This is a genomic window from Paraburkholderia sp. EG304 (assembly GCF_046543485.1).
Lineage (GTDB): Bacteria > Pseudomonadota > Gammaproteobacteria > Burkholderiales > Burkholderiaceae > Paraburkholderia > Paraburkholderia youngii.
The window spans coordinates 1-24,865 of record NZ_JBKGUA010000070.1 but is presented as its reverse complement, the minus strand read 5'-3'; the positions used below and the strand labels follow the sequence as shown (position 1 = coordinate 24,865).

24 protein-coding genes and 5 pseudogenes are annotated in these 24,865 nt (G+C 61.7%); 20 read left to right on the top strand and 9 right to left on the bottom strand.

Translation table 11 applies throughout. The features are described 5' to 3' along the window. Positions 1 to 261 precede the first annotated feature (261 nt). Positions 262 to 465 (bottom strand): annotated as a pseudogene (locus tag ACLFKU_RS38435) (transposase domain-containing protein); the annotation flags it as partial. An 810-nt stretch (positions 466 to 1,275) separates the two neighbouring features. Between ACLFKU_RS38435 and ACLFKU_RS38430 the strand changes: the two are divergent. From ACLFKU_RS38430 to ACLFKU_RS38420, 3 genes are all read left to right on the top strand, one after another. Continuing rightward, a complete protein-coding gene (locus tag ACLFKU_RS38430) occupies positions 1,276 to 1,698 on the top strand; it encodes a 6-pyruvoyl trahydropterin synthase family protein (RefSeq protein WP_410852667.1) in 423 nt (140 codons plus the stop codon). A 47-nt stretch (positions 1,699 to 1,745) separates the two neighbouring features. Next, entirely contained in the window at positions 1,746 to 2,381 is a 636-nt protein-coding gene (gene queE / locus ACLFKU_RS38425; RefSeq protein WP_410852666.1) for a 7-carboxy-7-deazaguanine synthase QueE, read from the top strand. A gap of 774 nt (positions 2,382 to 3,155) precedes the next feature. After that, positions 3,156 to 3,449 carry a hypothetical protein gene (locus ACLFKU_RS38420; protein ID WP_410852665.1) on the top strand — a complete coding sequence of 98 codons (294 nt, stop codon included), beginning with the start codon at positions 3,156 to 3,158 and terminating at the stop codon, positions 3,447 to 3,449. Between the two features lie 229 nt (positions 3,450 to 3,678). On the opposite strand, the gene phaP is transcribed toward ACLFKU_RS38420, so the two are convergent. The 8 genes and pseudogenes from phaP to ACLFKU_RS38380 all read right to left on the bottom strand — a co-directional run bounded on the left by phaP (position 3,679) and on the right by ACLFKU_RS38380 (position 8,723). Continuing rightward, on the bottom strand, positions 3,679 to 4,212 hold the full coding sequence (phaP, locus tag ACLFKU_RS38415; protein ID WP_410852664.1) for a TIGR01841 family phasin: 534 nt from the start codon (positions 4,210 to 4,212) through the stop codon (positions 3,679 to 3,681). Positions 4,213 to 4,558: 346 nt separating this feature from the next. Then, the gene (locus ACLFKU_RS38410; protein ID WP_410852663.1) at positions 4,559 to 5,539 is read right to left on the bottom strand and encodes an aromatic/alkene monooxygenase hydroxylase subunit beta; all 981 of its coding nucleotides are present in this window, start codon (positions 5,537 to 5,539) and stop codon (positions 4,559 to 4,561) included. A 112-nt stretch (positions 5,540 to 5,651) separates the two neighbouring features. After that, positions 5,652 to 5,874: pseudogene (locus tag ACLFKU_RS38405) on the bottom strand (hypothetical protein); the annotation flags it as partial. 62 nt (positions 5,875 to 5,936) lie between these two features. Then, positions 5,937 to 6,178: pseudogene (locus tag ACLFKU_RS38400) on the bottom strand (IS5/IS1182 family transposase); the annotation flags it as partial. Between the two features lie 78 nt (positions 6,179 to 6,256). Continuing rightward, positions 6,257 to 6,571, bottom strand: a complete 315-nt coding sequence (locus ACLFKU_RS38395) for an MmoB/DmpM family protein (RefSeq protein WP_013094443.1) — start codon at positions 6,569 to 6,571, stop codon at positions 6,257 to 6,259. 19 nt (positions 6,572 to 6,590) lie between these two features. After that, positions 6,591 to 6,926, bottom strand: coding sequence for a Rieske 2Fe-2S domain-containing protein (locus ACLFKU_RS38390; protein WP_176112225.1), 336 nt, complete (start codon positions 6,924 to 6,926; stop codon positions 6,591 to 6,593). A gap of 7 nt (positions 6,927 to 6,933) precedes the next feature. Continuing rightward, positions 6,934 to 7,194, bottom strand: coding sequence for a toluene-4-monooxygenase system B family protein (locus tag ACLFKU_RS38385; RefSeq protein ID WP_013094441.1), 261 nt, complete (start codon positions 7,192 to 7,194; stop codon positions 6,934 to 6,936). 23 nt (positions 7,195 to 7,217) lie between these two features. Then, on the bottom strand, positions 7,218 to 8,723 hold the full coding sequence (locus tag ACLFKU_RS38380) for a toluene monooxygenase (protein ID WP_410852670.1): 1,506 nt from the start codon (positions 8,721 to 8,723) through the stop codon (positions 7,218 to 7,220). Between the two features lie 645 nt (positions 8,724 to 9,368). Here ACLFKU_RS38380 and ACLFKU_RS38375 point away from each other — a divergent pair. The 17 genes and pseudogenes from ACLFKU_RS38375 to ACLFKU_RS38295 form a co-directional block, all read left to right on the top strand. After that, positions 9,369 to 10,292 (top strand): annotated as a pseudogene (locus tag ACLFKU_RS38375) (IS5 family transposase). A 544-nt stretch (positions 10,293 to 10,836) separates the two neighbouring features. Beyond that, positions 10,837 to 11,922 (top strand): hydrogenase small subunit, encoded by a 1,086-nt coding sequence (locus tag ACLFKU_RS38370; protein WP_410852669.1) that lies wholly within the window; start codon positions 10,837 to 10,839, stop codon positions 11,920 to 11,922. A 59-nt stretch (positions 11,923 to 11,981) separates the two neighbouring features. Continuing rightward, complete coding sequence (locus ACLFKU_RS38365) at positions 11,982 to 13,838, top strand: nickel-dependent hydrogenase large subunit (RefSeq protein ID WP_410852662.1); 1,857 nt, start codon at positions 11,982 to 11,984, stop codon at positions 13,836 to 13,838. A gap of 57 nt (positions 13,839 to 13,895) precedes the next feature. Beyond that, on the top strand, positions 13,896 to 14,606 hold the full coding sequence (gene cybH, locus ACLFKU_RS38360; RefSeq protein ID WP_410852661.1) for a Ni/Fe-hydrogenase, b-type cytochrome subunit: 711 nt from the start codon (positions 13,896 to 13,898) through the stop codon (positions 14,604 to 14,606). A 7-nt stretch (positions 14,607 to 14,613) separates the two neighbouring features. After that, positions 14,614 to 15,276 carry a HyaD/HybD family hydrogenase maturation endopeptidase gene (locus ACLFKU_RS38355; protein WP_410852660.1) on the top strand — a complete coding sequence of 221 codons (663 nt, stop codon included), beginning with the start codon at positions 14,614 to 14,616 and terminating at the stop codon, positions 15,274 to 15,276. An 8-nt stretch (positions 15,277 to 15,284) separates the two neighbouring features. Then, positions 15,285 to 15,620 carry a HypC/HybG/HupF family hydrogenase formation chaperone gene (locus tag ACLFKU_RS38350; RefSeq protein WP_368586334.1) on the top strand — a complete coding sequence of 112 codons (336 nt, stop codon included), beginning with the start codon at positions 15,285 to 15,287 and terminating at the stop codon, positions 15,618 to 15,620. Beyond that, positions 15,617 to 16,039, top strand: a complete 423-nt coding sequence (locus ACLFKU_RS38345) for a hydrogenase (protein ID WP_410852659.1) — start codon at positions 15,617 to 15,619, stop codon at positions 16,037 to 16,039. Before ACLFKU_RS38350 ends, ACLFKU_RS38345 begins: the two co-directional genes overlap by 4 nt. Positions 16,040 to 16,047: 8 nt before the next feature. Beyond that, positions 16,048 to 16,902, top strand: coding sequence for a hydrogenase expression/formation protein (locus ACLFKU_RS38340; RefSeq protein ID WP_368586332.1), 855 nt, complete (start codon positions 16,048 to 16,050; stop codon positions 16,900 to 16,902). A 2-nt stretch (positions 16,903 to 16,904) separates the two neighbouring features. After that, a complete protein-coding gene (gene hybE, locus ACLFKU_RS38335; protein ID WP_410852668.1) occupies positions 16,905 to 17,612 on the top strand; it encodes a [NiFe]-hydrogenase assembly chaperone HybE in 708 nt (235 codons plus the stop codon). Beyond that, the gene (locus ACLFKU_RS38330; RefSeq protein WP_176112233.1) at positions 17,609 to 18,676 is read left to right on the top strand and encodes a nickel-dependent hydrogenase large subunit; all 1,068 of its coding nucleotides are present in this window, start codon (positions 17,609 to 17,611) and stop codon (positions 18,674 to 18,676) included. Before hybE ends, ACLFKU_RS38330 begins: the two co-directional genes overlap by 4 nt. Before the next feature lie 52 nt (positions 18,677 to 18,728). Then, positions 18,729 to 19,076 carry a hydrogenase maturation nickel metallochaperone HypA gene (locus ACLFKU_RS38325; RefSeq protein ID WP_018435798.1) on the top strand — a complete coding sequence of 116 codons (348 nt, stop codon included), beginning with the start codon at positions 18,729 to 18,731 and terminating at the stop codon, positions 19,074 to 19,076. 31 nt (positions 19,077 to 19,107) lie between these two features. Beyond that, a complete protein-coding gene (gene hypB, locus ACLFKU_RS38320; protein WP_410852658.1) occupies positions 19,108 to 20,088 on the top strand; it encodes a hydrogenase nickel incorporation protein HypB in 981 nt (326 codons plus the stop codon). Beyond that, positions 20,085 to 21,260 (top strand): carbamoyltransferase HypF, encoded by a 1,176-nt coding sequence (locus ACLFKU_RS38315; RefSeq protein ID WP_410852657.1) that lies wholly within the window; start codon positions 20,085 to 20,087, stop codon positions 21,258 to 21,260. Before hypB ends, ACLFKU_RS38315 begins: the two co-directional genes overlap by 4 nt. Next, entirely contained in the window at positions 21,251 to 21,508 is a 258-nt protein-coding gene (locus ACLFKU_RS38310) for a HypC/HybG/HupF family hydrogenase formation chaperone (RefSeq protein ID WP_368586326.1), read from the top strand. The genes ACLFKU_RS38315 and ACLFKU_RS38310 overlap by 10 nt, the downstream gene beginning before the upstream one ends. Next, a complete protein-coding gene (hypD, locus tag ACLFKU_RS38305; protein ID WP_410852656.1) occupies positions 21,505 to 22,641 on the top strand; it encodes a hydrogenase formation protein HypD in 1,137 nt (378 codons plus the stop codon). Before ACLFKU_RS38310 ends, hypD begins: the two co-directional genes overlap by 4 nt. Then, positions 22,638 to 23,714, top strand: coding sequence for a hydrogenase expression/formation protein HypE (gene hypE / locus ACLFKU_RS38300; protein ID WP_410842535.1), 1,077 nt, complete (start codon positions 22,638 to 22,640; stop codon positions 23,712 to 23,714). The genes hypD and hypE overlap by 4 nt, the downstream gene beginning before the upstream one ends. Before the next feature lie 330 nt (positions 23,715 to 24,044). Continuing rightward, a pseudogene (locus tag ACLFKU_RS38295) lies at positions 24,045 to 24,740 on the top strand (IS5 family transposase); the annotation flags it as partial. Between the last annotated feature and the right edge of the window lie 125 nt (positions 24,741 to 24,865).

Genomic DNA, 24,865 nt, shown 5'->3' with positions numbered 1-24,865 from the left:
GCTTGACCTTCGCGATCCGATTCAATGTCTCGTCCACTTTAGTTCCCACCAAATTATTTAGCGGGAACTAAACTACCAACCGGTTCGCTCAGCCGTCGAGAATGGCCGTCATGAGCCGCTTACCCAGTCTGGACCGCCACTTCGCCAGCAATGGTTACGTGCATAAGGCGCTGATCGTCCGTCGATCCGATGCGATCAGGGAATCACCAGGTCGGATGCGAGCATTCGTAAGCGGCTAGCCAAGCCGCCTTGACGGATTAACTAGTGGCTGGTCGCGGTCGGTCGCCAGCGATGCGGTAGTAATGCCGCGATATCGCTGGCCTTGTGGGTCGGCAGTCACGTGAGGACATCTTTCAGATAGGCGTGCGGCTCGTGCCCATTGAGTTGTGGTGAGCGCAACAGGCCCATGATGGCGGCAGCGCGTTGGCCTGCTCGCAGCGAGCCGGCGAACAACCAGTTACGCCGATAGCAAGTTCGCGATCATTCTGCCCATATCGGGCAAGAAGTTGAAGTCCATTACCGTTGACATCCCCTGTATGGGCGTCGCGTCAAGGTACGAGACGTCGAAGAGCGGAGCGGCGGTCGCGTGGTGCACGTTGAGGCCAGCCTAGGCGTAGTGAGGGTCGTGTCGGCGTGGATGCTGGATGCGCATCTCAGCCTGACGCACGTTCTTCATGTCGAATGGAACCGGCACGAATGCCGGCGCCCGGAGTCCCATTTGCCGGAAGTAATACAGCGTCGGACGCGCAGGTTGACATTCATCAAGGCGTATGTGATTGCGCCTGCCACAATAGAAAAAAGCGTAGGCCAATTGCAACCAGAAAATTCCATGTGGACCATGAAGTACTATATAAGACCTTAGCTTGTTGCGTTTTCGCGTTTGTGCACGACTGGCACCGCGTAGCGCTTCCCAGCGCGCGCAAACACAATGAGGTTCTCTTGTCGGCTTCGACCATATACCGAACATGCCGCCATGGACGGCATCATTGGCCACCGGCTGGTAGACCTGACGTTCGAGCGCCGCTGATGACTTGTTACATCTGCCCGCGACGAACGAAGGCTTGGTGCCCTATCCCTTCGCGCTACTGACTGGTGTACCTAAGCCGAAAATGCACAACACGCTGCCTGCCTAGGAAGCAGCTCATCTGCGCTTCCGCACCTACACGACGCACGTCTACGACCGGCTAATGTCAGACCATCATTGCGATGCGTGGCTCCTCGCGATCGCGACGCCGCATCGGAAGACTTTCTGCCCATTGCACGAGGACAAGGGTTATGACAATGCTACACGCCGAGCGTTACCACGACATCTCATGCGGTCACCGCCTAGTGGGACATGAAGGCAAGTGCAAGAACCTGCATGGGCACAACTACCGCGTTCATTTTGATTGCGAAGCTTCCTCACTCGACGATCTCGGGCGCGTCATCGACTTCGGGGCGATCAAGACACTGCTTTGCAATTGGCTCGAGGATCACTGGGATCACCGCATGTTGCTGTGGATCGAAGATCCGTTCTATGTCGGCTTGCGCGACCTCGATCCGTCGGTGGTCGGCGTGCCCTTCAATCCGACCGCTGAAAACGTGGCGCAGTGGCTGGTAACCGAGCTCGGCCCTGATATCTTGCAGGGAACCAGCGTCCGGTTGGTCGAAGTGCGAATCGAGGAGACGCGCAAATGCACTGTGACGTACCGGCGCTAACTGTGCCGCCCGTTGACATCTATCCCGTCAACGAGATTTTTGAATCGTTGCAGGGCGAAGCCAGCTTCACCGGCACACCGTCGGTGTTCATCCGCCTGCAGGGGTGTCCAGTCGGTTGTCCGTGGTGCGACAGCAAGCATACGTGGGAAATGGTCCCGGAGCGCGCGATCAGCGTGGGCGCGATGCGTCTGAAAGAAGCGTCACCGTGCGACAGCTATGCGTGGTACGGCGTACAGACGTTAGCCGATATAGTGCGGGCGTCAGATGCTGAGCACGTGGTCATCACGGGCGGCGAACCGTGCATCTACGATCTGCGCCCGCTGATCACGAAGCTCGAAGCGTGGCATCACCGGGTCCAGGTCGAAACCTCCGGCACTTACATACCGCTCGTGACGCCAAGCACTTTCGTCACCGTCAGCCCCAAGTACGCCATGCCCGGTGGCCGCACGGTGCTAGATGAAGCACTGTGGCGAGCCAACGAGCTCAAATGCGCGATCGGCAAGCAGCGCGACGTTGGCATGGTGCTCGAGAAACTTGACCCGCTCCACCAAGCGCGAGACATACCGATCTGGTTGCAGCCGCTGAGCCTGTCGTCTCGCGCCACGGATATCTGCATTCGGGCCGCGCAACGCTACGGCTGGCGCGTATCATTGCAGATGCATAAACTCATCAACATCCGATAGCATCTCCATCTTGGTCTGGCAACGCGAGGTGAAGGTCCTCCCAGTTGATCAAGAAAAATATAGGGCGTCATCAGTTGCGTAGAGCTAGCCGGAACCTCGTCGGGGCATTCCGCCATGTCCGGGCATCGCGAACGCGCCCGTGTGGAATGGCATGAGTCATGGCGGAACTTTGAGCTGAAGTGCGCTTACACCGTACCGCGTCGAGGTAGGTGTCGACGTGCATCGGCAAGGCGTCGAGCAGGCCGCCCAAAAGTGCGCGTGCGAACGGTTCGCGCGCTGTCGGGCCACTGACACTCGCGCCCGCTTTAAGGACGTCCAAGGCGCTAGCAATTCGCGAAGCGGTACGAAAACCAGCGTCTGGCTGGTTGAGCTTGTGCCTTACGAGGGTTGGACATCATGCTCGACGTTTGGAACTAGCGTTGCATTGCCACCCCTTGAACAGCGGCGCGCGGGATCTTGCGTAACGCTCTCGGGGGCGGCCGAGTTCTGCGCAGTCTGGCGCCGCCGCATTGGCCGACGGCTCGCACCGTCCCAGCAGACTCCAGCAGGAAACAACCCGATTAGGCCAGATTTAAGCACCTTGAGCTTGAACAGGCGTCCCCAAGCTGCTTCACAGTGCGGCATTGTCTCGAGGCGCCAACGGTATCTCGCCCCTGATTGACACATGTTAAGCGCGCTTTTGACGGATACGGCTATACTAAATGCACCGTTCGTGGCAAACGTTCGCTCAAGACCCATAGGCGTCGGCCGCGTCTTCACATTTAAGAATCCGCCATGACAGTACAACCCATTACATCGCTCAATCTGTGCGCTGCAACTCTCACGCTCGCCCTGCAAATGCAGGCGAGCTACCACGAAACCCTGAAACGAAATTGCGATCTGAGGTTACAGCGTATTAGGCGCGACATTGCAGCAGTGCAAGCCATTTGCGATGTTGCTGTGGCTGCGCGTGACTGCACCGAACTAGCAGCGTCATATCTGATCATGTCACGCGACTATGTAGCAACCACGAGGGATCTTTGGCAGCAAGGGCTGTGGAGTCTGGCCCCCGACACCAAAAAGACCTGACTCGTCGGCGCGGACCATTCACGTCAGGGCGCTCTGTCGAGTGGCCGTGCATATAAGCGTTTGCCGAACTTGACGCAGTAGATGTTCTGGCAAATGGCGCCGACATAACTCCGCACTGGATCCACACGAAGATGGCACGCGAGAATTAGGACAAGGAGGACAAGGTACTACGCGCACGAATCTCGACTCCTCGTCAATATAACCAAGCGTTCTTGCGGACGCAATCCCGTTAATTGCTAGTTTTATTTGTAGCTACAGGTTTGGTGCTCTTCGACGCCTCCGCGCCGACCTCAAGGTTACTTTTTGCGACTTCAACTTCTTGCCGACCAGCACTCCGTAGGCTTTCGCATAGAGAATCGGCAGCCGAAATCGCGGAATTCAAAGCGCTCGTGACTGGAACATTCTTGGCGACGTCCTCCACCATCGTCTGCACCTGACGGCGGCAGGCGCTACCTTGCACCTGCACAATTCGTGCGAACTCGGCCTGTGTTACCAACACGATGTCGACCGCCTGACGGCTATACGTCAGCACCCTCTCGGTCATCCGCTCAGCGAAGTTGTCTTGAAGCGCGAGCCAGTCCCGGTGCTCCTTCGACGATAGCGACTTTTGCACCAGTTCGAACATATCGACAAGCGTCGTGCAGGTCCATTGATTGTTCAATGCAGCCAGTTTCCCGACGCTCTCCACTGTCTTGTCGCCGAGATCAAAGAGGTAACCTACCGTTACGTTTTGGATTGCGGCAATCTGTTCCCGGTTCAGCATGATGAAGCTCCAGTGTGCGCGATCCGGACACGAAGGCGGCGCCTTCACGATCTTGCGACAGAGATCGCATAGTGGGTCAAAAAAGCGCGCCGGATGTGGTGCGCGTCAGAATGCTCCCGGTCCGGCAACCCGTTGCTCCGGCGAGATCGGCTCAGTTGCCTACAGAATATCAGGCTCTTCTCGATTGATTTTCATCTGCTTGAATGTGTCTTGACCACCATCAAGGACTGAATCTGCGGTAGAGACTTCTCGGCGCCCACATTCGTCGGTACAGACGACGAAGCAATCGTCGATGGGGACAACTCAAGCACGTCGCTTTCGATGCTCCGCCGGCTCGTGCCGACACTCATATACCGACGGCGCGCCTGAACTCGCGCGTGGCGTTTTGCGCGCGCGCGCTGGCGTCCGGTGCGTCGGGGAGAGCAATGCACCACGCCGCGATAGCTTTGTCGGCGAGCGGCTCCCACTTGCTCACCCAAGCCGTCAGCACCGCGCGGTTCTTTTGCTCCTCGAGCGCCATGCGAACGAGTTCGGCGGCCCAACGCCGATGGCGCTGGGCGTCGATCAACTGCGCATCGGTGATGAGGCCGAGCAGCGTATCGCCGTTGTGCCGCGCAGCCACTCCGAGGCTTCGCAAAACGGTTTCTTCCACCGCCGGGCGCGCGACGAGGTTCAGCGCGGCGAAGCTCTCCGCCCAGTCCCATGCTGTGAGTGCGTGCTCGACGAGATTGCGCCAGCCCTGCCATGCCGGATCGTCCTCCCAGTAGTGCCGCTCGTCAGTGCCGAAGCCGAGGTCGCCGAACGTCTGCGACAGCTCTTTGGTGCGATACGCCGTGTGAGTGAGCCAGCGCAGCGTGTCCGCTGTCTGGTAAGCGGCGCAGTTTGAGATCGTGGAAGCGGGCGCCATCTGGGTCAGATACGCCGAGCCCATTTGCAGTGCATGGAACAGGAAGCGGGCGGGCGTGTAGTGGCGCGCGAGCGTACCCGCCCAAGTGTGTGCGAGCATGCTGTCGTGACCGCGTGCGGAGAACTGGTCTAGCAGCCCGAAGACATACGTTTCCTGCCCGTCCTGGAGCATGTTGTAGGTGCGGTAGACGAGCTCGTCAGGATCGCGGAACGCATTCCAGTCGGGCCGAGTCAGCGGGGATGCATTGCGGTTTCGCTTGAACCATTGCGCCATTTCGAAGTTCGGATCGAGCTCGAACGGCGCATCGGGATTGTCGGTCGTATAGTGCAGATTGGTCGTGACGATCTCGTACTCGCTTGGCTTGCGCCGCCGGGCCGCCAGATGGCTCCATGTTTTCAGTGGCTTGAGGACTTCTGTCATGATTGTCTCCAGTTAAGAAAAGGTCTGCAGAGGTCGTTTTCGCAGCGGTGACTCCACACTCATCGCAGTCTGAACGGCCACGACATTCTTGTGTTGAGATTTCCCAGCAGAGTCACCCATCAGGTGCCGTGCCGGTGAAACACATGACCGCACCGGCCAGATCTTCAGCGTTTCGCAAAGCTCTGCGCAACATCCATAAATCGCTCAGAGCAGACCGCGTCGTCTGGACAGCATTTTTTCACCAAACCCATATATCGGGCCCTCGTATAGCCGAACTGTCGCTTGATGATGGGAAAGGGATGTTTAACCTTGGCACGGGTCTCTGCCTTGAGCCGGTCGATGTGATCGTGTATAGCGTCCAGATGATCGCTCTGGTCCAGTGCACGATGCCGCCGTCGAGACCCCGGAACTCGCGATACAGCGCCTCTTCCATTGCAGGGTCCGACAGAGCGAACCTGTGCTGCATAAACCGAATTTGCGGCATCGTCGCGACCGGGAAAAGTGGTCGTCCGTTTTTGCCTCGCGGATAAATGCGGCTCGATCAGCACAAATCAGCTCCGACCAAGGCACAACACGCCGCATCGCCTCGAGAAGATTCGGACTTCCACGTGGTTGAAAGATCCAGGGAACTGCGACAATACACTTCTACCCAATTAATTCGCGATGCTTCCAAGATAGCTGAACGGGCGTCAATGCCAGGACTTCGACAGACCTTCCTTAAAGCGTCTTTTCGTAGTAGAAACGCACATACTCGTCGGTCGTCTCGATGCGGCCCGCGAACGAGCTGAGATTGACTTCGAGTTCGGACATCCTGAACGGCCGACCCAGCGCTTCCTCCAACGTCGCGCGGCATAGGATCAGTTCGCCGTCCGCGTCGATGCGTACATATGCGAGCTTGTCGTCCACGCGGATCACCTTGCCGGGGTTGTCCTCGTGCGCGGCTTCGATGACGCCGGCCGTGATGCTGCTCGCGCGAAGCACGGGACCCACGCGGTTGTTACGGTAAGCTTCGGCGGTCTTGTCAACGATCATGCTGTGTTCCCCTGCGGACTCAGGAATGGGCAAAGAGCGCATGAACGCCTTCTACGGCAATCAGAAGATCGTCGCCTTGGAGCTTCACGGCATATTCGGCGAGACGACAGTCACCCGGATTGATTCCTTTGCCCGTATTTGCGTCGAAGGTCCACTGATGAGCCCGGCACGTCAGCACGCGGCCATCGAATTTTCCTTCAACGAGCCGAATGTCGTGGTGCGGACAAATGCCCTGAAAGCCGCGCGGCTCGCCGCCTTCGGGACGTACCAACACGATCACGTGGCCATCCACTTCCACCTCGGTCATCTCCGCTTCCCACAGGTCATCGAGAGTGCAAACTTTCCGAAATTTCATGTCGCCCTCAATCATCGCAAAAGATGAATTCCAGCGTTTCCATCGGCTTGATGTCGGTCTCGGCGAGTTTCGCGTTGCGCGGATAGAACTGCTTGCTACCTTGGCGGCGCACGCGGATCACCTTGTCGGGTTGAGGCGCTACTCGCCGGCCCACCGAATGATGAGATGCTGCGGCGGCGATCTCGTCCATGGAATTGTCGGTATCCACGGTTACGAGTTGCAATACAAAGTCGTACTGAAAATTGGAAATCACAGGGACAAGAGCCATATCGCCCTCCATTGAATCGCCGCTCATGCAGCCTTTTCTTCGTAAAGCTTGTCGCAGTACGCCTTGACCCACGCGTAATGGTGCGCGTCATCGCCAATTTCGCCCGGTGCGAGTTCCATGTACTTCAACGCACCCCTCAGGTCGGGTGGCTGGATCTGCCCAGCCAGTAAGCGATCAACGAGCGCGAGGTGATTGCGGTAGCGAACGGGGTCCTGCTGGAACACCCAGCGATCAATTTCCGAGTTGAAGTGATACGTGCGGCCGTTGTAGTCGAGCGGATAGTCCTTTACATTCCAGCCATTGCCAGGGATCGCGCAGATGGGCAACTGGCTCATGTTGCAGACGATCGGCAGCGTCTCGGGAACGGTGAGCTCAGGCTTGCCGGCAAGCAGGTTATCGATTATGACATCCCACACTTTGCCGAACGTGTCGTTCCAGCCGGGATATTTTTCTTCGAGCCAGTCGCGGCACTCAGGTGTAATGCCGGCAGCAGGATTCCACCACACGGTAGGCCGCCAGAACCAGATAGCCAATTGGTACGCATGGTGCTGGTAGTCGAACTCGCTAACGATCTGTTCCCAGTACCATGGCAGGTCGAGTCCGAGGTCGATCAGGGTGCGTTCGAACTGACCTACGATCCATTCCCGCATGAATTCCTTGAACGACTGCTTGCGATGCACGAGTGGCGTGGCGTAATCCATCGAGGAGCCCGTGAGCAGGCAGAACAGACGCCACGCGCGCGCGATGGCGACATCAACGAGCTTTTGAGCATGCTCTTTACGGCCGTTGGCGATCAGGATCTGCAACGCGGGACCCCCGATTTGCGCATGGCGCGACTCATCTGTCTGAATGCTGGAAATCAGGCTTGCAAAAGTGAAGTCGCCCGCTTCGGCGGCATTGGCCGCGAGGCCGAGAAACTGCATGTTGGTAAAACCCGTCTCGAACGCGAAGGTTAGCATGACTGCGATTTCGATCGCACTGCGCGACATGAACAGGTCATCGAACGCGCTGCGCGCGGCAATCGCACCCCACGCGTTGGTGTGATACGCCTTGTGGGCCCAATCGAACTGCCGATCCTTGGGACAGTAGTCGTGAGGGAAGTAAAGCTGCAACTGACCATGACGATTCTCGTCGAGCATGCCGAAGGTGGCCATATTGCGCATGCCGGGCGCACGGCCGAAACGTACCATTCGGGCCTCGGCGCTCATCGCCGCATATTCGCCGAGCGCAATTGCCCCGTAGTGCGCCTTCAGAATGGAGAGCCACCCCGGATCGGCGTCCTCGAACATGCGGCTACGCTCAAGTGCCTCCTTGACTGAATATGCGCCAGCATCCTTCTCACGCTGGATGCGCACATACTCGGGATACGACGTCTTGTAGGGCTCGTCGTAGGTTTCCCAACTCGCCATGGGAATGCCTTGCGCCCCAGACATGAGATCGGGAAAGAGCTCCGACTCCGTCACATATCTTGGGGTCCAGTTGGTGGCACGTGCAATGTCATACCATGCGGCTCGTTCCAGTAACGCCATCGTGATGCCTCCTTTTGGAATGGGCGATGCGTCTTCCCGGCACGATGCGCACTCCACCGGGCCCCTTGGGAACGCAAGATCAATGCCAATCCGCGGCGTTGCTTTCTTGGCGATCGAGGCGACAAATCTGAGAGCCGCGGCGGAGCGAAAGGGGAACCAAAATTGCGCAGGTATAGCGAGTAGGACATGTACCACCGCATACACAGCATGGCCGCATCCACTGGGTGACGACAGCGTTTGGGCACCGTGGCGGCGCTATCAAGATGCGGGGGTGAATCTTACCGCAACGCAGCGCCCTACCGCGACACTGCATTGAGATGGTAAGCCGGCAGTTGTCGAGGTCCAGGACGATGAGTGACTTCCGCCGTAAAGGAGCTTTGATCGTTTAGTCCAGCACGGCCACACTCTGCACACAAGCGCACAACGAGCATCGAGTTGATAAGCGTCGGGCGAAGTTAAGCGGTCGTTGCGAGATAACCGCCGCCTTAATTCTCCGTTGTCGGGGCAACCGCAGTGTTGCATCTCCGACGTTGTCGGACATGCAACATCTCCCAGCGCAAGAATGATACTTCACGCAACGCTGATCAAGTCGACCGCAGAGGTACTGCGAGCGTAGATCGGGGTGGATCCGGAGGACAGAACAGGATGAAGCCGCCGACGCTATCGACGGCCGCTGAAGGTGCTGCTTTCGAGACACACCACAAACGGACGCGACGCGATAAGTTTCTCGCGATGAATGCAGTTTCGTCGTGTGGGCTGAGCTTTGCGCGGTGGTCGAGCCGTATTATCCGAGGTGCGGCAATGGCCGCCCGCCGATTGACCGGGAGCGAATGCTGCGCCTTCATTCTATCCGGCACTGCTTCAACCTGGCCGATTTCGCTTGTGAAGACGCTCTTTACGTTAGTGCTAGGCTGCGTCGCTTTGCGAGAGTCTGGATTGGAAGGCAGTACCAGACTGCCACCGCACTGCTGAAATTTCGTCGTCTTTTTGAAACCCTCAAGCTGGGTGAGAAATTGATTGCCGAAGTCGGGCCAAGTGGCGAGCGGCATGAAACTCCAGAGCGTCACGGTCGTGGATGCCAACATCATCGGTGCGCCAAAGTTCGAGGAAGAATGAACAGAATTCGCGCTCCCCCAAATGCACCAGACGCGCAAGACTAGCAATGGTACTTCGGCGCGAAGCTATACATCGACGAGGATAGCAAGAGTGGCCCGGTGCACAGCGTAGTACCGGCCAACGTGCATGAAAAGCTTCCACTGCCGCAATTGCTACACGGCCAGGAGCGGAAGGTCTACGCTAACAGCGCTTACGCCAGCCAGAAGGCTAATCCACAGCAAAGCAGCACACCCACCGCGCGTGTGAAGTCAATACGGTGCAGCGCGGCGAGAACTGCCACAAGTCGAGGATCCGCGCACGCGTGGAGCATGTCTTCGCAGTGGCCAATCGATGTGGGGTTTCACGAAGGTGCCTACCACGGTTAGCGCAGAGTACGAACCTGGCTTCATAGCTTTGGCGCGCGCCAATCTCTACCTGTCGGGCACGCGATTGATGGCACAAGTGCGTCCGTAATGGACGAAAGGCGCCCCAAAAGCCGAGGTGTATCTGGAGTATGGTCGGCGTCACGACCTGAACACCTCCACAATGCCGACACGTCGCAAATTCGGCGACTTTTTCAGCCTAGCCGTAACGTGACAACGCCGACATATGTCGTCGAGAATTGGACAAACAAGACAGGGCACTCGAAGAATTTATCGAGCTTTCTCGGCAATTTTTCCAGTTTCACGCCGTGCGAAAAGGTGGCGCATAGGTTGATTCGTGAACCTCCTCCCAGATATTTTGCTTCGTTCTCTGAAGATGCCGTACTGGCTGACCTTTGTCAGACGAACGGCCCGTCGCCACTATGAGAAGGTTTTGTCGGCGCAGCACGTGGTCCTTCCCGCTTCCGCCTCAATTATGGGAAGCGCCGCGGAACATTTTTTTCGTTAGGGAGCCGCGACGCCAAGGTCGGCACGAATCTTGTTATTTTCAAAACGCTTCACCGACAGCGAGACGCCGAAGACGCGGTCGTATGCCAGCTTCGCGGGGCCGAACGCCATCAAGGGACCACATAGTGATCGAAACGTTTTATGAAGTCATGCGACGCCAAGGGATCTCGCGCCGTAGCTTCCTCAAATTCTGCTCGCTGACGACAACGTCGCTCGGCCTCGGGCCTGCGTTCATGCCGAAGATTGTCCACGCAATGGAGACCAAACTGCGCACGCCGGTGCTCTGGCTACATGGACTCGAATGCACCTGCTGCTCAGAGTCGTTCATCCGCTCGGCGCACCCGCTGGCGAAGGACGTCGTGCTTTCAATGATCTCGCTCGACTACGACGACCTCTTGATGGCTGCCGCGGGACACCAGGCCGAGGCGATCCTCGAAAACGTGATGGAGAAGTACCGTGGCAACTACATCCTCGCCGTCGAAGGCAATCCGCCGCTGAATCAAGACGGTATGAGCTGCATTATCGGCGGCAAGCCATTCGTCGATCAGTTGCGCCGTGTGTCGAAGGACGCGAAGGCTGTGATCTCGTGGGGGTCGTGCGCGTCGTGGGGCTGCGTGCAGACGGCCACGCCGAACCCGACGCAGGCGGTGCCAATCCACAAGGTGATCACCGACAAGGCGATCATCAAGGTGCCCGGCTGTCCCCCGATCGCCGAGGTGATGACGGGCGTCGTCACCTACATGCTCACGTTCGACCGGATACCGGAGTTGGATCGCCAAGGCCGTCCGAAAATGTTTTACAGCCAGCGCATTCACGACAAGTGCTACCGCCGTCCGCATTTCGACGCGGGCCAGTTCGTCGAGTCGTGGGACGACGAAGCGGCACGGCGCGGCTACTGCCTCTACAAGGTCGGCTGCAGGGGCCCGACGACCTACAACGCCTGCTCGACCGTGCGTTGGAACGGCGGCACGAGCTTCCCCATTCAGGCGGGCCACGGCTGCATCGGCTGCTCTGAGGAAGGATTCTGGGACAAGGGCTCCCTCTACGATCGGCTCACCCGGATCGATCAGTTCGGAGTCGAAGCGAACGCCGACAAGATCGGCGCTACCGCGGCCGTCGTGGTGGGCGCCGCCACTGCTGCGCATGCAGCCGCTTCGGCAATTCAGCACGCCAGGTCGAAGCAGGACTCTATGGACGACCGCGACGGCCAATAGCTACGCCTCGCGTCGGGGTGCAGCCGACAAGCACAGGAAGCCGCAAAAGAAAAGCAACCATGACAGCCATTTCGAACCCAGGATTTCAGCTCGGTAGGAACGGACGCCGGATCGTCGTCGATCCAGTCACACGCATCGAAGGCCATATGCGCGTCGAGGTCAACGTTGATTCGAACAACGTGATCCGCAACGCCGTTTCCAGCGGCACCATGTGGCGTGGCCTTGAAGTCATTCTCAAGGGGCGCGACCCGCGCGACGCATGGGCGTTCGTCGAGCGTATCTGCGGCGTATGCACGGGATGTCACGGGCTCGCCTCCGTGCGCGCCGTCGAGGACGCGCTCGACATCCGCATTCCGCCCAACGCGCACCTGATCCGCGAGATCATGTCGAAGACATTGCAAGTGCACGACCACGTGGTGCACTTCTATCACCTGCACTCGCTCGACTGGGTCGACGTGTTGTCGGCGCTCAAGGCCGACCCCAAGTTAACGTCCGAGTTGCAACAGCGCATCTCGCCCAAGCATCCGATGTCGTCACAGGGCTATTTCCGCAATGTGCAGACGCGTCTACGCAAGTTCATCGAAAGCGGCCAGCTCGGTCCGTTCATGAACGGCTACTGGGGCAACTCCGCGTACGTGCTGCCGCCAGAAGCGAATCTGATGGCCGTGACGCACTACCTCGAAGCGCTCGACATGCAAAAGGAGTGGGTCAAGATCCACGCGATCTTCGGCGGCAAGAATCCGCACCCGAACTACCTCGTAGGGGGCGTGCCTTGCGCGATCAATATCGGCAGCGACCTAGCGGCCGGCGCACCCATCAACATCGAGCGCCTAAACTTCGTCAAGTCGCTCATCGACGATGCGATCACCTTCTGCCGCAACGTCTATGTACCCGATCTGCTTGCAATCGGCACGATTTACAAAGCACGCGGCTGGTTGCATGGCGGCGGCCTGGCCGCGACCAACGTGATGGACTACGGCGCGTATCCGCTCGTCAACTACAACCCATCCACCAACCAGATGCCGGGCGGAGCCATCATCAACGGCGACTGGAATACGCTCCTGCCAGTTGATCCGCGCGACCCCGAGCAAGTGCAGGAATTTGTCGCCCACTCCTGGTATCAATACCCTGACAACTACCGCGGGCTGCATCCTTGGGACGGCATTACCGAACCGCACTACGAGCTCGGACCCAACACGAAGGGCACGCGCACCGCAATCGAGTCGATCGACGAGAGCGCAAAGTACTCGTGGATCAAGTCGCCGCGCTGGCAGGGGCACGCGATGGAAGTCGGACCGCTCGCGCGCTACATCCTCGGCTACGCACACGCGGAGCAGAGCAATCCGCATTGCGGCCGTATCAAGGAACAGATTGAGGCCTCCCTCCTTGCCGTGAACCAGGGCATGCCAAAGCTGCTCGGCTTGCCGGAAAGCTCGCTTGGCGTGAAGCAACTGCTGCCGACCACCATCGGCCGCACGCTCGCCCGCGCGCTCGAAGCGGAGTATTGCTCCGAGATGATGGCGGACGACTGGCAAAGCCTCTTACAAAACATCCGCAACGGCGATACCTCGACCGTGAACCTGGACAAGTGGGACCCTTCGACGTGGCCAGCCGAGGCGAAGGGCGTGGGCGCGGTCGCCGCGCCGCGCGGCGCGCTCGGCCACTGGATCAGGATCAGGGACGGTCGCATTGAGAACTACCAGTGCGTCGTTCCGAGCACTTGGAACGGCAGCCCGCGCGACGCGAAAGGGCAGATCGGCGCGTTCGAAGCGAGCCTCATGGACATGCCCGTGGCGAACGTCGAGCAGCCCGTCGAGATCCTGCGCTCGCTGCACTCGTTCGACCCTTGCATGGCTTGCTCGACGCACGTGATGAACGCGGACGGTGCGGAAATGACCGCCGTGACTGTGCGATAACCCCACCAGACCGCCACAGCGCCTGCGCTCGCCGGCGCCGCGCGGCAGGAAAGGATGATGACGATGCAATCGTATTCTCGATGCGAAAAGGCGGCTGACTTTGTTTCGTCCACCGAGGCAATTTACGTGTACGAAGCTCCGGTACGCGTCTGGCACTGGATCAACGCAGTGTCGATCGTCGTGCTGGCGTTGACCGGCTATCTTATCGGCGCCCCGCTTCTCACACAGCCCGGCGAGGCGAGCGCGAATTTTCTGATGGGCTATATCCGCTTTGTGCATTTCACCGCGGCCTACCTGTTCGCAATCGGGCTTGCGGGCCGCGCGTATTGGGCGATTGTCGGCAATCGCCATGCGCGCGAAATGTTCTGGGTGCCGGTATTCTCGCGCGAGTACTGGATGGACATGCTCACCATGCTGCGTTACTACTCGTTCCTCGGGCCCACGCCGCGCCAGTTCAGCGGGCACAATCCGTTATCGCGATTTGCGATGTTTTTCGTGTTCTTGCTGATCTCACTCTTCATGATCGTGACCGGTTTCGCACTGTATGGCGAAGGCGCGCAGGCCGGCTCTTGGCAGCAGATTGCGTTTGGTCAGGTATCCACGCTGATCGGCCAGTCGCAGGCCGTGCACACGTGGCATCGCCTCGGCATGTGGGCGATCATGATGTTCGTCATCGTGCATGTCTATATGGCGATCCGCGAAGACATCATGGCCCGCCAGAACATGGTCGGCACGATGATATCGGGCTACCGTACCTTCAGGAAGTGAGGTTGCAATGCTGACTTGCCCAAAAACCGGCGTGCCTGCCATCGTCGTACTCGGCATCGGCAACTTGCTGTGGGCCGACGAGGGTTTTGGCGTGCGCTGTATCGAGGCGCTTGAGCAGCACTTCGAGTTTGCCCCGCACGTGAGCCTCATAGACGGCGGCACGCAAGGGCTGTGTCTGGTCCAGTACGTCCAGGCGGCCGACAGTCTGCTCATTTTCGACGCGGTCGATTACGGTCTCGCGCCGGGCACGCTGAAGATCGTTGAGGATGACGACGTACCGGCGTTCCTCGGCGTGCGCAAGATGAGCCTGCACCAGACCGGCTTCCAGGAGGTACTAATGCTCGCGCGCCTGACAGGCCGGTATCCACGCCGCGTGCTGCTGATCGGCTGCCAGCCGGACGAAGTGGCCGATTTCGGTGGCAGCCTGCGACCCACCATTAAAGCATCGCTCGAGCGCGCGCTCGAACTTGGCCTCGAGCGCCTTGCCGCATGGGGCGGAGAGCCCACGCCGCGCCACACCCCGTTACATGCCGACGATGCGGTCACGCTGCCGCATCTCGCGCTTTCGCGCTACGAAGGCGAGCGGCCCAGCGAGGCCGATGCGTGCCGCACCGGCGACGAGCGCGTGCTGCTGCGCATGCGCCGCAAGAAGCCGTCGTCGTGTGTATAGGCGTGCCGATGCGGGTGGTCGAGGTGCAGGGCTTGCGGGCGCTGTGCCACGGACGCAGCGGCCACCGCCGGATCGACACTTCGCTAGTTGGTCCATGCAGCGCCGGTGAATGGCTGCTGGTTTTTCTCGACACGGCGCGCGAGAAGCTCGACGGGACACGCGCGGCAGAAATCGACGCGACGCTCTCGCTCGTGGAACTGGCGCTGGAGGGAGATGCCGCCATGGCCCGAGCGAGCCCGAATTTTGAATTGCCGTCCGCGCTCGGCGTGGACGATTTGACCCGGTTGACCTCCAACGCGCAACCGGCGCATGGCCGTCACGGGTCCTCCGAGGAATCGCCATGACAAATACGAACGGTACCTCGCTTGACGCGACGTCCGTGGTGCAGCGGCTAACTGATGGCAGACACGCCGTGTCCGTGGACGAACGAAAGGTAGGCGATTGGGTTGCGGACGCCGGCGAATGTGTAGCGCTGCTCACGGCTGCCGGGACGCGCTTTCCCGACTTCCTCGACGTGGCCGTGGTGCTGCCCGAGCTCGCGCGCCGCGTGTGGCGGTGGCCGTGGTCCACGTTGCTGTGGCTGCACGCCGGCGCTTATGTCACAAGGCTCTCCAGTATGACGGACTGGAATGACTACGTGGCAAACGTCGCACATGCGCTCGGGCAGCCGACTACGCGGACGCCATGGGTCGGCATTCCCGGCCGCACCGTCGGCGCTTCGCCCGGCTGTCACGAATTGTCGATCAATCTTTGGGGTTGTTGATCGTGTCCATGAGTCCATTTCCCATTCCCGTCGCGCCTTTCCGCCCGGGAAACCAAGCCGAGAGCGATGCGGTGCTCGACTATCTGCCGATGCCGCAAGGCATGCGCATCTATGTGGCGCCGACGCTGCCTGAGCGCTGCAATGCGCGGGCACTCGACGGCGCGCGCGGCGTGCTTCGCAACGTATTAGGCGTACTGGCGGCATACGAACCTGGTACGCCGTCCGAAGCCATCGATCTGACGCCGTACGATCGAGCAACGCTGCGCGTTCTCAACGACGTGCTGGGCGAGGGCGAGGTCAGCGCGCACGTCGACGGCGCGCAGCGGAGCGGCGGGCTGATCCAAGAGACTGTGTTTGCCGGCCTGTGGCGCGTAGTCGAGCGGAATGGCGCGCGCCCGGTCGACCGGCTCGAGATCGGCGCGGCCCCCGCGATGCTTGCCCAGCCCAAAGACCCGGCGCAGCCGATGATGCCGTTGCCGGACATGCTGCCGCTCGACGTGATGAACGCGCCGTCGATCCTGAGCGAAGTACGCGATTCCGCCGCGCGCTGGCGCGCCGGGCATGCGCCCCACATCGTCAACCTTACGCTCCTGCCATTGTCGCCGGGGGATCAGCAACTGATCGACGCCGTGCTGGGCGAAGGCGCGGTGCAGATCTTGTCGCGCGGCTACGGAAATTGCCGGGTGGGCAGCACGGCGATCGCGAACTGCTGGCGTGTTGCATATTTCAACTCGCAGGACATGATGATCCTGAACACGATCGAGATCACCGATCTGCCAGAGGTCGTGCGCGCCGCGCCGGAAGACCTCGCGGATTCGCGCGAGCGCTTGACCCAGTTGATCAACTGGATGGGTGAGGTGTGACGATGGACGAGCGAACGAAGCAATTCGAGGGCTGCCATCTCGGCGCCAGCAGCCCAATCGCGACGCACACGTGCCTCGAATGCAAGTTCTGCTGGTGGATCCACCATCCCGAACAAGGCGATCCGGTCTTGCAGATTCCTCCGCACGCGAGGTTCGCGGCGCTTCAGGCACACTGGCGCTGCCGCGTTTATGGCCGCGCGCCGGATCAGGTCATTTTTCTTGTGGGACGCGGATTGACCGTGCGTGCAATCCAGCGAAAGGTCATACACGGCGATCCAAGGGTGGCTAGGCTTGTAGCGCACTTCGAAACGGCCGCAACCAGTACGATGCCTGACATGCCGGTCGTGAAACTCGCCTTGCGTATCGAGGGGACCGGCTTTGAGCCGGTGCCCGGCGAGACCGGGGCCCGATGCGGTTGGTTCGGGATGCCGATCACGCCATGGTCCATGAGGCCCCTCTCGTTACCCGGCGCGGTGCGGGACTCGGTGGAATGTCCGCGGCCGGCCGGCAAAGCGCACTTGCGCGTTGGCGACGTCGATTTCAAATGGCTCGGCGCGCACGCGCAAGACGTCGGAGCCTATGCGTGCTGCTCGCTCTTTTTGCCGATGCTCGAATTCCCCAGACAGAAGAGCGCCACATCGGGCGGTGTCCCATGCGTGTCGCGTCATGCGCTCCTGCTGCGGCCGGCCGCGTTCGGGAGCGCTCCATGACCGCGGCGATGCTGGCAGCATTGGCCGCACAGTACCGGGTGCGCCCCGGCCGGCACGACAGCATTGCGGGCGGGCGTCCACCACTGGCCGCCGCGCTGCTGCGCGGGCAACCGGTAGCAACTGCTGCGGCGCGGCTGTCGGCGCTGTTCTCGTTGTGCGGACTCGCGCATAGGCTCTGCGCAGAACTTGCCGTCGGCGCAGCGGGCGCTTCAGTGGAGCACAAACGCGACGATGTGACCAACGCCGCTCATGCCGCAATGCTCATGCGTGAGACGCTCGCCGTGCATCTTCGCTGCATGTGGACCGACTGGCCGGTGCGGCTGGCCGCCGCCGCGCCGCATACGCTGCCCGACGTCGAGTCGGTTGACTCCTCCGACTGGCTGGAGCGGCACGTTCTGGGCATGCCTGCGCAAAAGTGGCTCGCGCACTGGACGGACGATCCGCGTGGCTGCTTAGCGGCGTGGTGCGCACGAGCCGCGACGTTCCCGGCCCGGTTGCTGGCAGCCTGCCGCGCGCACGCCGATACGATGCGCGCTACGCCGCGGCCGCTCATCATCGACGAAACGCGGTTAAGCGAACTGGCCGCGGCGATTGCCGAGAGTCCGGTGTTCGCGCACGCGCCCGTACAACGCGGCCTGCCCGCGGAGACCGGCGTGTGGACACGTAGCGACGATCCGCGCGCGCTGGAATACGACACGCCTTGGCTGCGGATTGGCGCGCGCGTCGCGGAGGTGGCGCGGCTGGCAGCGGGCGACGACGGGCCAAGTGCGCTTCGCTTTGGCGCGCGAACGTGCGCGCCCGGCGAGGCGCTCGGCTGGTGCGAGATGTCGCGCGGCGTGCTGCTCCATTGGGTGCGCCTCGCGCCAGGCGATGCGGCGCGCATCGAGGACTATCGCGTGGTCGCGCCGACTGAGTGGAACTTCCACGGCCAAGGCACGCTCGCGCAAGCCTTGTCGCGACTGGATCCGGCGTGCGGCGATGGAACGTTCGCCGCGCGCGTAGGCGCGTGGATGGGCGCGTTCGATCCCTGTGTCGCCTATGTGGTCGACACGGACGGCGCGTGAGCACAAGGATCGAGACAAGGCCCCGAATACTGAGCTGAATGGAAGCCAAGGTATGCATGAAGTAAGTCTGGCCGGCGGCGTGCTTGCGTTGGTCGAAGCGGCAGCCGAGCGTGAGAGCTTTGTCCGCGTGAAGGTGCTGAGGCTTGAAGTCGGACGCCTCGCTGGCGTCGATGTCGAGACGCTGCGCTTCGCCCTCGAAGCGATCGCGCCCGGCACCTGCCTTTGCAGCGCACGCGTCGAGATCGACGAACCTTCGGGAAGCGCGTGGTGCATGAACTGCAACGCGACCGTGGCGCTGGCCACGCGGGGCGCCCCCTGCGCGCACTGCGGCGGCTACTGGCTCCAGCCGAACGGCGGCACAGAGTTGCGCATCGTCGATCTGATCGTCGACGATGCCTGACAATCATCGGATTAGCGCAAGGAGAAGCAACATGTGCATAGGATGCGGGTGCACCACCACAGGCGATCGGCAAAACACCCCTCAGCGGCGCGAGTGCGCGTATGCGCAGGGCCAGTCCGACACTCATTCCCACTCCCACCGGACGCCACCGGGCAAAGACCTGCACTACGGCCTCGGGCCCGCGGGCCTCACGGTGCCCGGCCTAGACCAGGGCCGCACCATCAAGCTCGAGCACGACGTGCTAGGCGAAAACAATCGCCATGCCGCCGTCAACCGGCGGCACTTCGCGCAGCATGGCGTGCGTGCGCTCAATCTAGTGTCGAGCCCGGGCTCGGGGAAAACGACCCTGCTGTGTGCGTCGATCGCCGCGCTGCGCGAGCGCATACCCAGCTTGCCCATCGGTGTGATTGAGGGCGACCAGCAGACGGCAAACGACGCCGAGCGCATCCGCGCGGCCGGTGCGCCAGCGATCCAGGTGAACACGGGAAAGGGCTGCCATCTCGACGCCGCGATGATCGCCGCGGCCTTCGGACGGCTTCCGTTGCACGATCATCGCCTTTACCATGACCAAAAGCACGAGCGTGAATACGTACCGCTCACGCACGACGCCCCGTGCAGCGTGCTCTTCATCGAGAACGTAGGCAATCTCGTCTGCCCCGCGCTCTGGGACCTCGGCGAGGAGGCGAAGGTCGTGATCGTCTCGGTAACGGAGGGCGAAGATAAGCCGCTCAAGTATCCCGACATGTTCGCCGCCGCGCGCCTCATGATCGTCAACAAGATCGACTTGCTGCCTTATGTACACTTCGACGTCGAGCAGTGCATCGCGTATGCGCGCCGCGTGAATCCGTTCCTCGAAGTGATCTGGCTCTCGGCCACGACCGGCGAAGGCCTCGATGCGTGGCTCGACTGGATCACGAGTGCGCGCGACTCGATTGCCGAGCGCATTGGCGTGCTGGAGAGCAACCTTGCGGCGCAGCGTGCGCGAAAGCATCGCGCCGGAGGCGAGGCATGACGGCGCGTGTGCAGAACCTACCCCATACCCTCGGCGAACGGACGGTGCTCGCCACCGGCGCATGGCTGAAGAACGCTGCGTGCCTGTGCATCGGCGGCGACGTTCACTGGTCGATGCTACACGGCGATCTCGACGATCCGGAGCACTGTGTGGCGCTCGACACATCGGTGGCGGCGCTTGTTGAGAGCGCCGAGCGCGCGGGGCAGCCCGTGCGCATGATCGCGCACGATCTGCATCCCGACTTCTACAGCACGCGCGTCGCGCTCGAATTGGGTGAGCGGCTTGGCGTGCCGACCGTCGGCGTCCAGCATCATCACGCGCATATTGGCGCGGTTGCGGCCGAGCATGGGCTGCGCGAGCCCGTGATCGGCCTCGCGCTCGACGGCGTGGGCTTCGGCACGGACGGCGCCGCATGGGGCGGTGAGCTGCTGGAGGTGGCGCCCGCCTGCTGGCGGCGCCTCGGCAGTCTCACGCCACTCGCGCTACCCGGTGGCGACGTCGCGGCGCGCGAGCCTTGGCGAATGGCCGCCGCCGCCCTGCACGCGCTCGGGCGCAGCGCCGAAATCGGGCCGCGACTCTCGGCCGCCGTGGGCGCGACCGCGGCGCGCACGGTCGGCGTCATGCTCGCGCGCGGCCTCAATTGCCCGCCTAGCACCGGTGCGGGTCGCTGGTTCGATGCGGCGGCGGGACTGCTCGGCGTGTGCCTGCGCCAGCGCGCCGAATCCGAGGCGGCCATCGCGCTCGAAAGGCTCGCGAGCGGCTACCTCGTCGCGCACGAGGCCCCCGATGTGGCGGGCCTGTGGCGCATCGCGGACAACGGCGAGCTCGACCTTCGTCCGCTCCTCGTCAAGTTGCTCATGCTCGCGGACGCCGGCGAAGCCGCGTGCGGCGCGGCCGTCTTTCATGTTGCGCTGGCCAAGGCGCTCGCCCAATGGGCCGCGCTTGCCGCGCAGGGGCGCGCCGTTCTGTTTGGCGGCGGCTGCTTTGATAACCGGCTGCTCACTGCGCATATACGGGAGTCGCTCGCCGCGCACGGCGTGCGCACCCTCATGCCCGACACGGTGCCCTGCGGCGACGCCGGGCTAGCGCTTGGCCAGGCTTGGGTTGCCGCATATGGTCCGCAGATGTTGTCGATGCCTACGACCGCAAGAGGAGTCAGTCCATGTGTCTAGCAATGCCGGCACAGCTCATCGACCGGTCCGACGCCGAAACAGGCGTCGTCGAGCTCGGGGGCGTTCGAAAGACGGTCTCACTCGCGCTCGTACCCGACGTGCGCCTAGGGGACTTCGTGGTCGTGCATGTCGGCTTCGCGCTTGGCATGATCGATCCCGAAGAGGCCGAGCGCACGCTCGCGCTGTTCAGCGAGGTCGCTCGGTCGCTCGGCGACACACCCATCGTCCAGTCGGGAACGGCGCAATGAAGTACGTCGACGAATTCCGCGACGACGAACTCGCCGCGCGCATTTCTGGGCGCATTCAGGCGGAGACGCTGACCGAACGCCGCTATCACTTCATGGAGTTCTGCGGCGGTCACACGCACGCCATTTCCCGCTTCGGCGTGGCCGATCTTCTACCCGGTAACGTGTTTATGATCCACGGTCCCGGCTGCCCAGTTTGCGTGTTGCCGATCGGGCGCATCGATCTCGCGATTCGCCTCGCGCTCGAACACGACGTGATCCTCTGCACGTATGGCGACACGATACGCGTGCCTGCCTCGTGCGGTCTATCGCTCCAGCGCGCCAAGGCGCGCGGGGCGGACATCCGCCTTGTGTATTCTCCGCACGACGCGCTGCGCATCGCGCGCGAGCATCCGGAACGCGAGGTCGTCTTTTTTGCAATCGGCTTCGAGACCACTGCGCCGCCTACCGCGCTCGTCGTGAGGGAAGCGGCAGACTGCGGCGCGGAGAACTTTAGCGTGCTGTGCTGCCATGTACTCACGCCCGCGGCGATGACACATCTGCTCGCCGAGCCGTCCGCCGACGGGAACGCGGTGCTGCTCGACGGCTTTGTCGGTCCCGCGCACGTGAGTGTTGTGATCGGCTCGGCGTCTTACGAGGCGTTCGCGCAGAGGTATCGCAAGCCGGTCGTGATTGCCGGGTTCGAGCCGCTCGACGTGCTGCAGGCGATCCTCATGCTGGTGCGTCAAGTCAACGATGGTCGCGCGGAGGTCGAGAACGAGTTCACGCGCGCTGTCACACGCGCGGGCAACGCCGCCGCGCAGGCGCTCATACAGGAGGTGTTCGAAACGCGGGAGTCGTTCGAGTGGCGCGGCCTGGGCGAGGTCCCATTGAGCGGGCTGCGCATTCGCCCGAAGTACGCGCGCTACGACGCCGAGGTCCGCTATGAACTCGTCTACCGCCCGGTCGCCGATCACCTCAAATGCGAGTGCGGGGCGATCCTGCGAGGTCTAAAACACCCGCGCGACTGCACAATGTTCGGCACGGTCTGCACGCCCGAGAATCCCATGGGCTCGTGCATGGTGTCCAGCGAAGGCTCTTGCGCCGCGCACTATTCCTATGGTCGCTCGAAGGACATTCGAGTCGTCGAAGCATGAGCCCAGTCCACACATCCCCGGTGAAGCCCGCCTACGTGCGGCCCCTAGACTTTCGCGACGGCCGCATCGACATGGGCCACGGCGCGGGTGGCCGCGCATCGGCGCAATTGACCCGCGAGCTGTTCGTCGCGAGCTTCGATAACGAATGGCTGCGCCAAGGCAACGACCAGGCCACCTTCGCGCATCTCGCGCCCGGGCCCGGCGAGCGCATCGTGATGACCACCGACGCGCACGTCGTCTCGCCGCTTTTCTTTCCCGGCGGCGACATCGGCAGCCTCGCCGTGCACGGCACCGTCAACGACATCGCGATGGCGGGCGCACGGCCTTCGTATCTCAGCGCGAGCTTCATCCTGGAGGAGGGCCTCCCGATGGCGGATCTGCTCCGCATCGTCGAGTCAATGGCTGCTGCGTCGCGCGCTTGCAGCGCTCCGATCGTGACGGGCGACACTAAGGTCGTCGAGCGCGGTAAGGGCGATGCCGTGTTCATCACCACGACCGGGATCGGCGTCGTGCCCTCGGGCATTCACATTGATGGCGCGCAGGCGCGGCCCGGCGACGTTGTGCTGCTCTCGGGCACTATCGGCGAGCACGGCGTGGCCATCATGTCGCAACGTGAGGGCCTGGGCTTCGACACGGAGATCCGCTCGGACAGCGCCGCACTACACACGCTCGTGGCGGACATGGTTGCCGTCGCGCCCGGTGTGCGCGTTCTGCGCGATCCGACTCGCGGCGGACTGGCCACGACCCTCAACGAGATCGCCAGCCAGTCGGGTGTCGGGATGCACATTCAGGAGCGCGCAATTCCCGTGCTGCCGCAAGTCGATGCGGCGTGTGAGCTGCTCGGCCTCGATCCGCTTTATGTCGCCAACGAAGGCAAGCTAGTTGCAATCTGCGCAAGCGCCGACGCGCCGCAACTGCTCGCCGCGATGCGCGCACATCCGTTGGGCGCGGCGGCGGTTTGCATTGGTGAGGTGGTCGACGACGCCCACAGCTTCGTGCAGATCGAAACGAAATTCGGCGGACGGCGCATCGTCGACTGGCTTTCGGGCGAGCAACTGCCGCGGATCTGCTGATCCGTTTGCGGCGATAGGTATCGGGAGACTGAGAGTGCTTTTTGATCGTCAGGTCGCTAGTCGCGTTGCCTTCGCGGGAGCTTTGAATGATCCATCCCCTTACGGCATCGATCAAGCAATGAGGTCTCCAGTCCCGCCCTCGCTGCAGCAGCCGTCGACCGCGCTCGTGGTCGAGCCTACGCTACATTCAGACTCTATTACGAGGAATGCTCTCCAATTCATTGTTGCCTGAGCGCTTTATCTGCAGCGGACTGTACCCGCCTCTCCTAGCCGGACAATCTCGCCTAGAGGGTGTTAGGCACTTTATGTCGGACCTGGTATCCTGGCGGAATGAAAAAACGCAGGCCCTACCCAACGGATGTATCGGATGAAGAGTGGTACTTCGCCGCTCCGTACCTGACCTTGATGAACAAGGACGCACCGCAGCGCCGCTACGAACTGCGCGAGATGTTCAACGCGCTGCGCTGGATCGTACGTGCGGGTGCCCCGTGGCGTTTGTCGCCCAATGACTTTCCGCCGTGGGAACTGGTCTACCAGCAGACGCAACGCTGGATTCAGGCGGGCTGCTTCGAGGCTATGGTGAGCGATTTGCGTTCGATCATCCGGGTCGCCCAGGACCGCCGTGGTCAACCCAGCGCGGTCATCCTCGATGGCCGTACCCTCCAGTCGACGTGCGAAAGCGGCGCACGCGCAGGCTACGACAGATACAAACGCAAGAAAGCCAGCAAGGTACATATGGCGGTGGACACGTTGGGACAACTGCTCGCGGTGCATGTGACGCCGGCCAATGAGCAGGAGCGCGCGCAGGTTGGAGAACTGGCGCGTCAGGTTCAGCAGGCCACGGGCCAGACGGTCAAGGTGGCGTTCGCGGATCAGGGATATACCGGCGAAGAGCCCGCGCAGGCGGCGCTTGACGAAGGGATTGAACTTCAGGTCATCAAGTTGCCCGAGGCGAAAAAGGGCTTCGTGCTGTTGCCGCGCCGCTGGGTGATTGAGCGCAGCTTCGGCTGGCTCAACCGCTTCCGAGCCTGTCAGAAATTTTGTGTTCAAGGCATAACATGTACCCAAAGGAGCATGTATGCCAAGCAAACCAAAAGCAGGGTCTGCGCCCCCGCCTGAGCTGCCCGCGATTCCAGAGCAGCTCATCGATC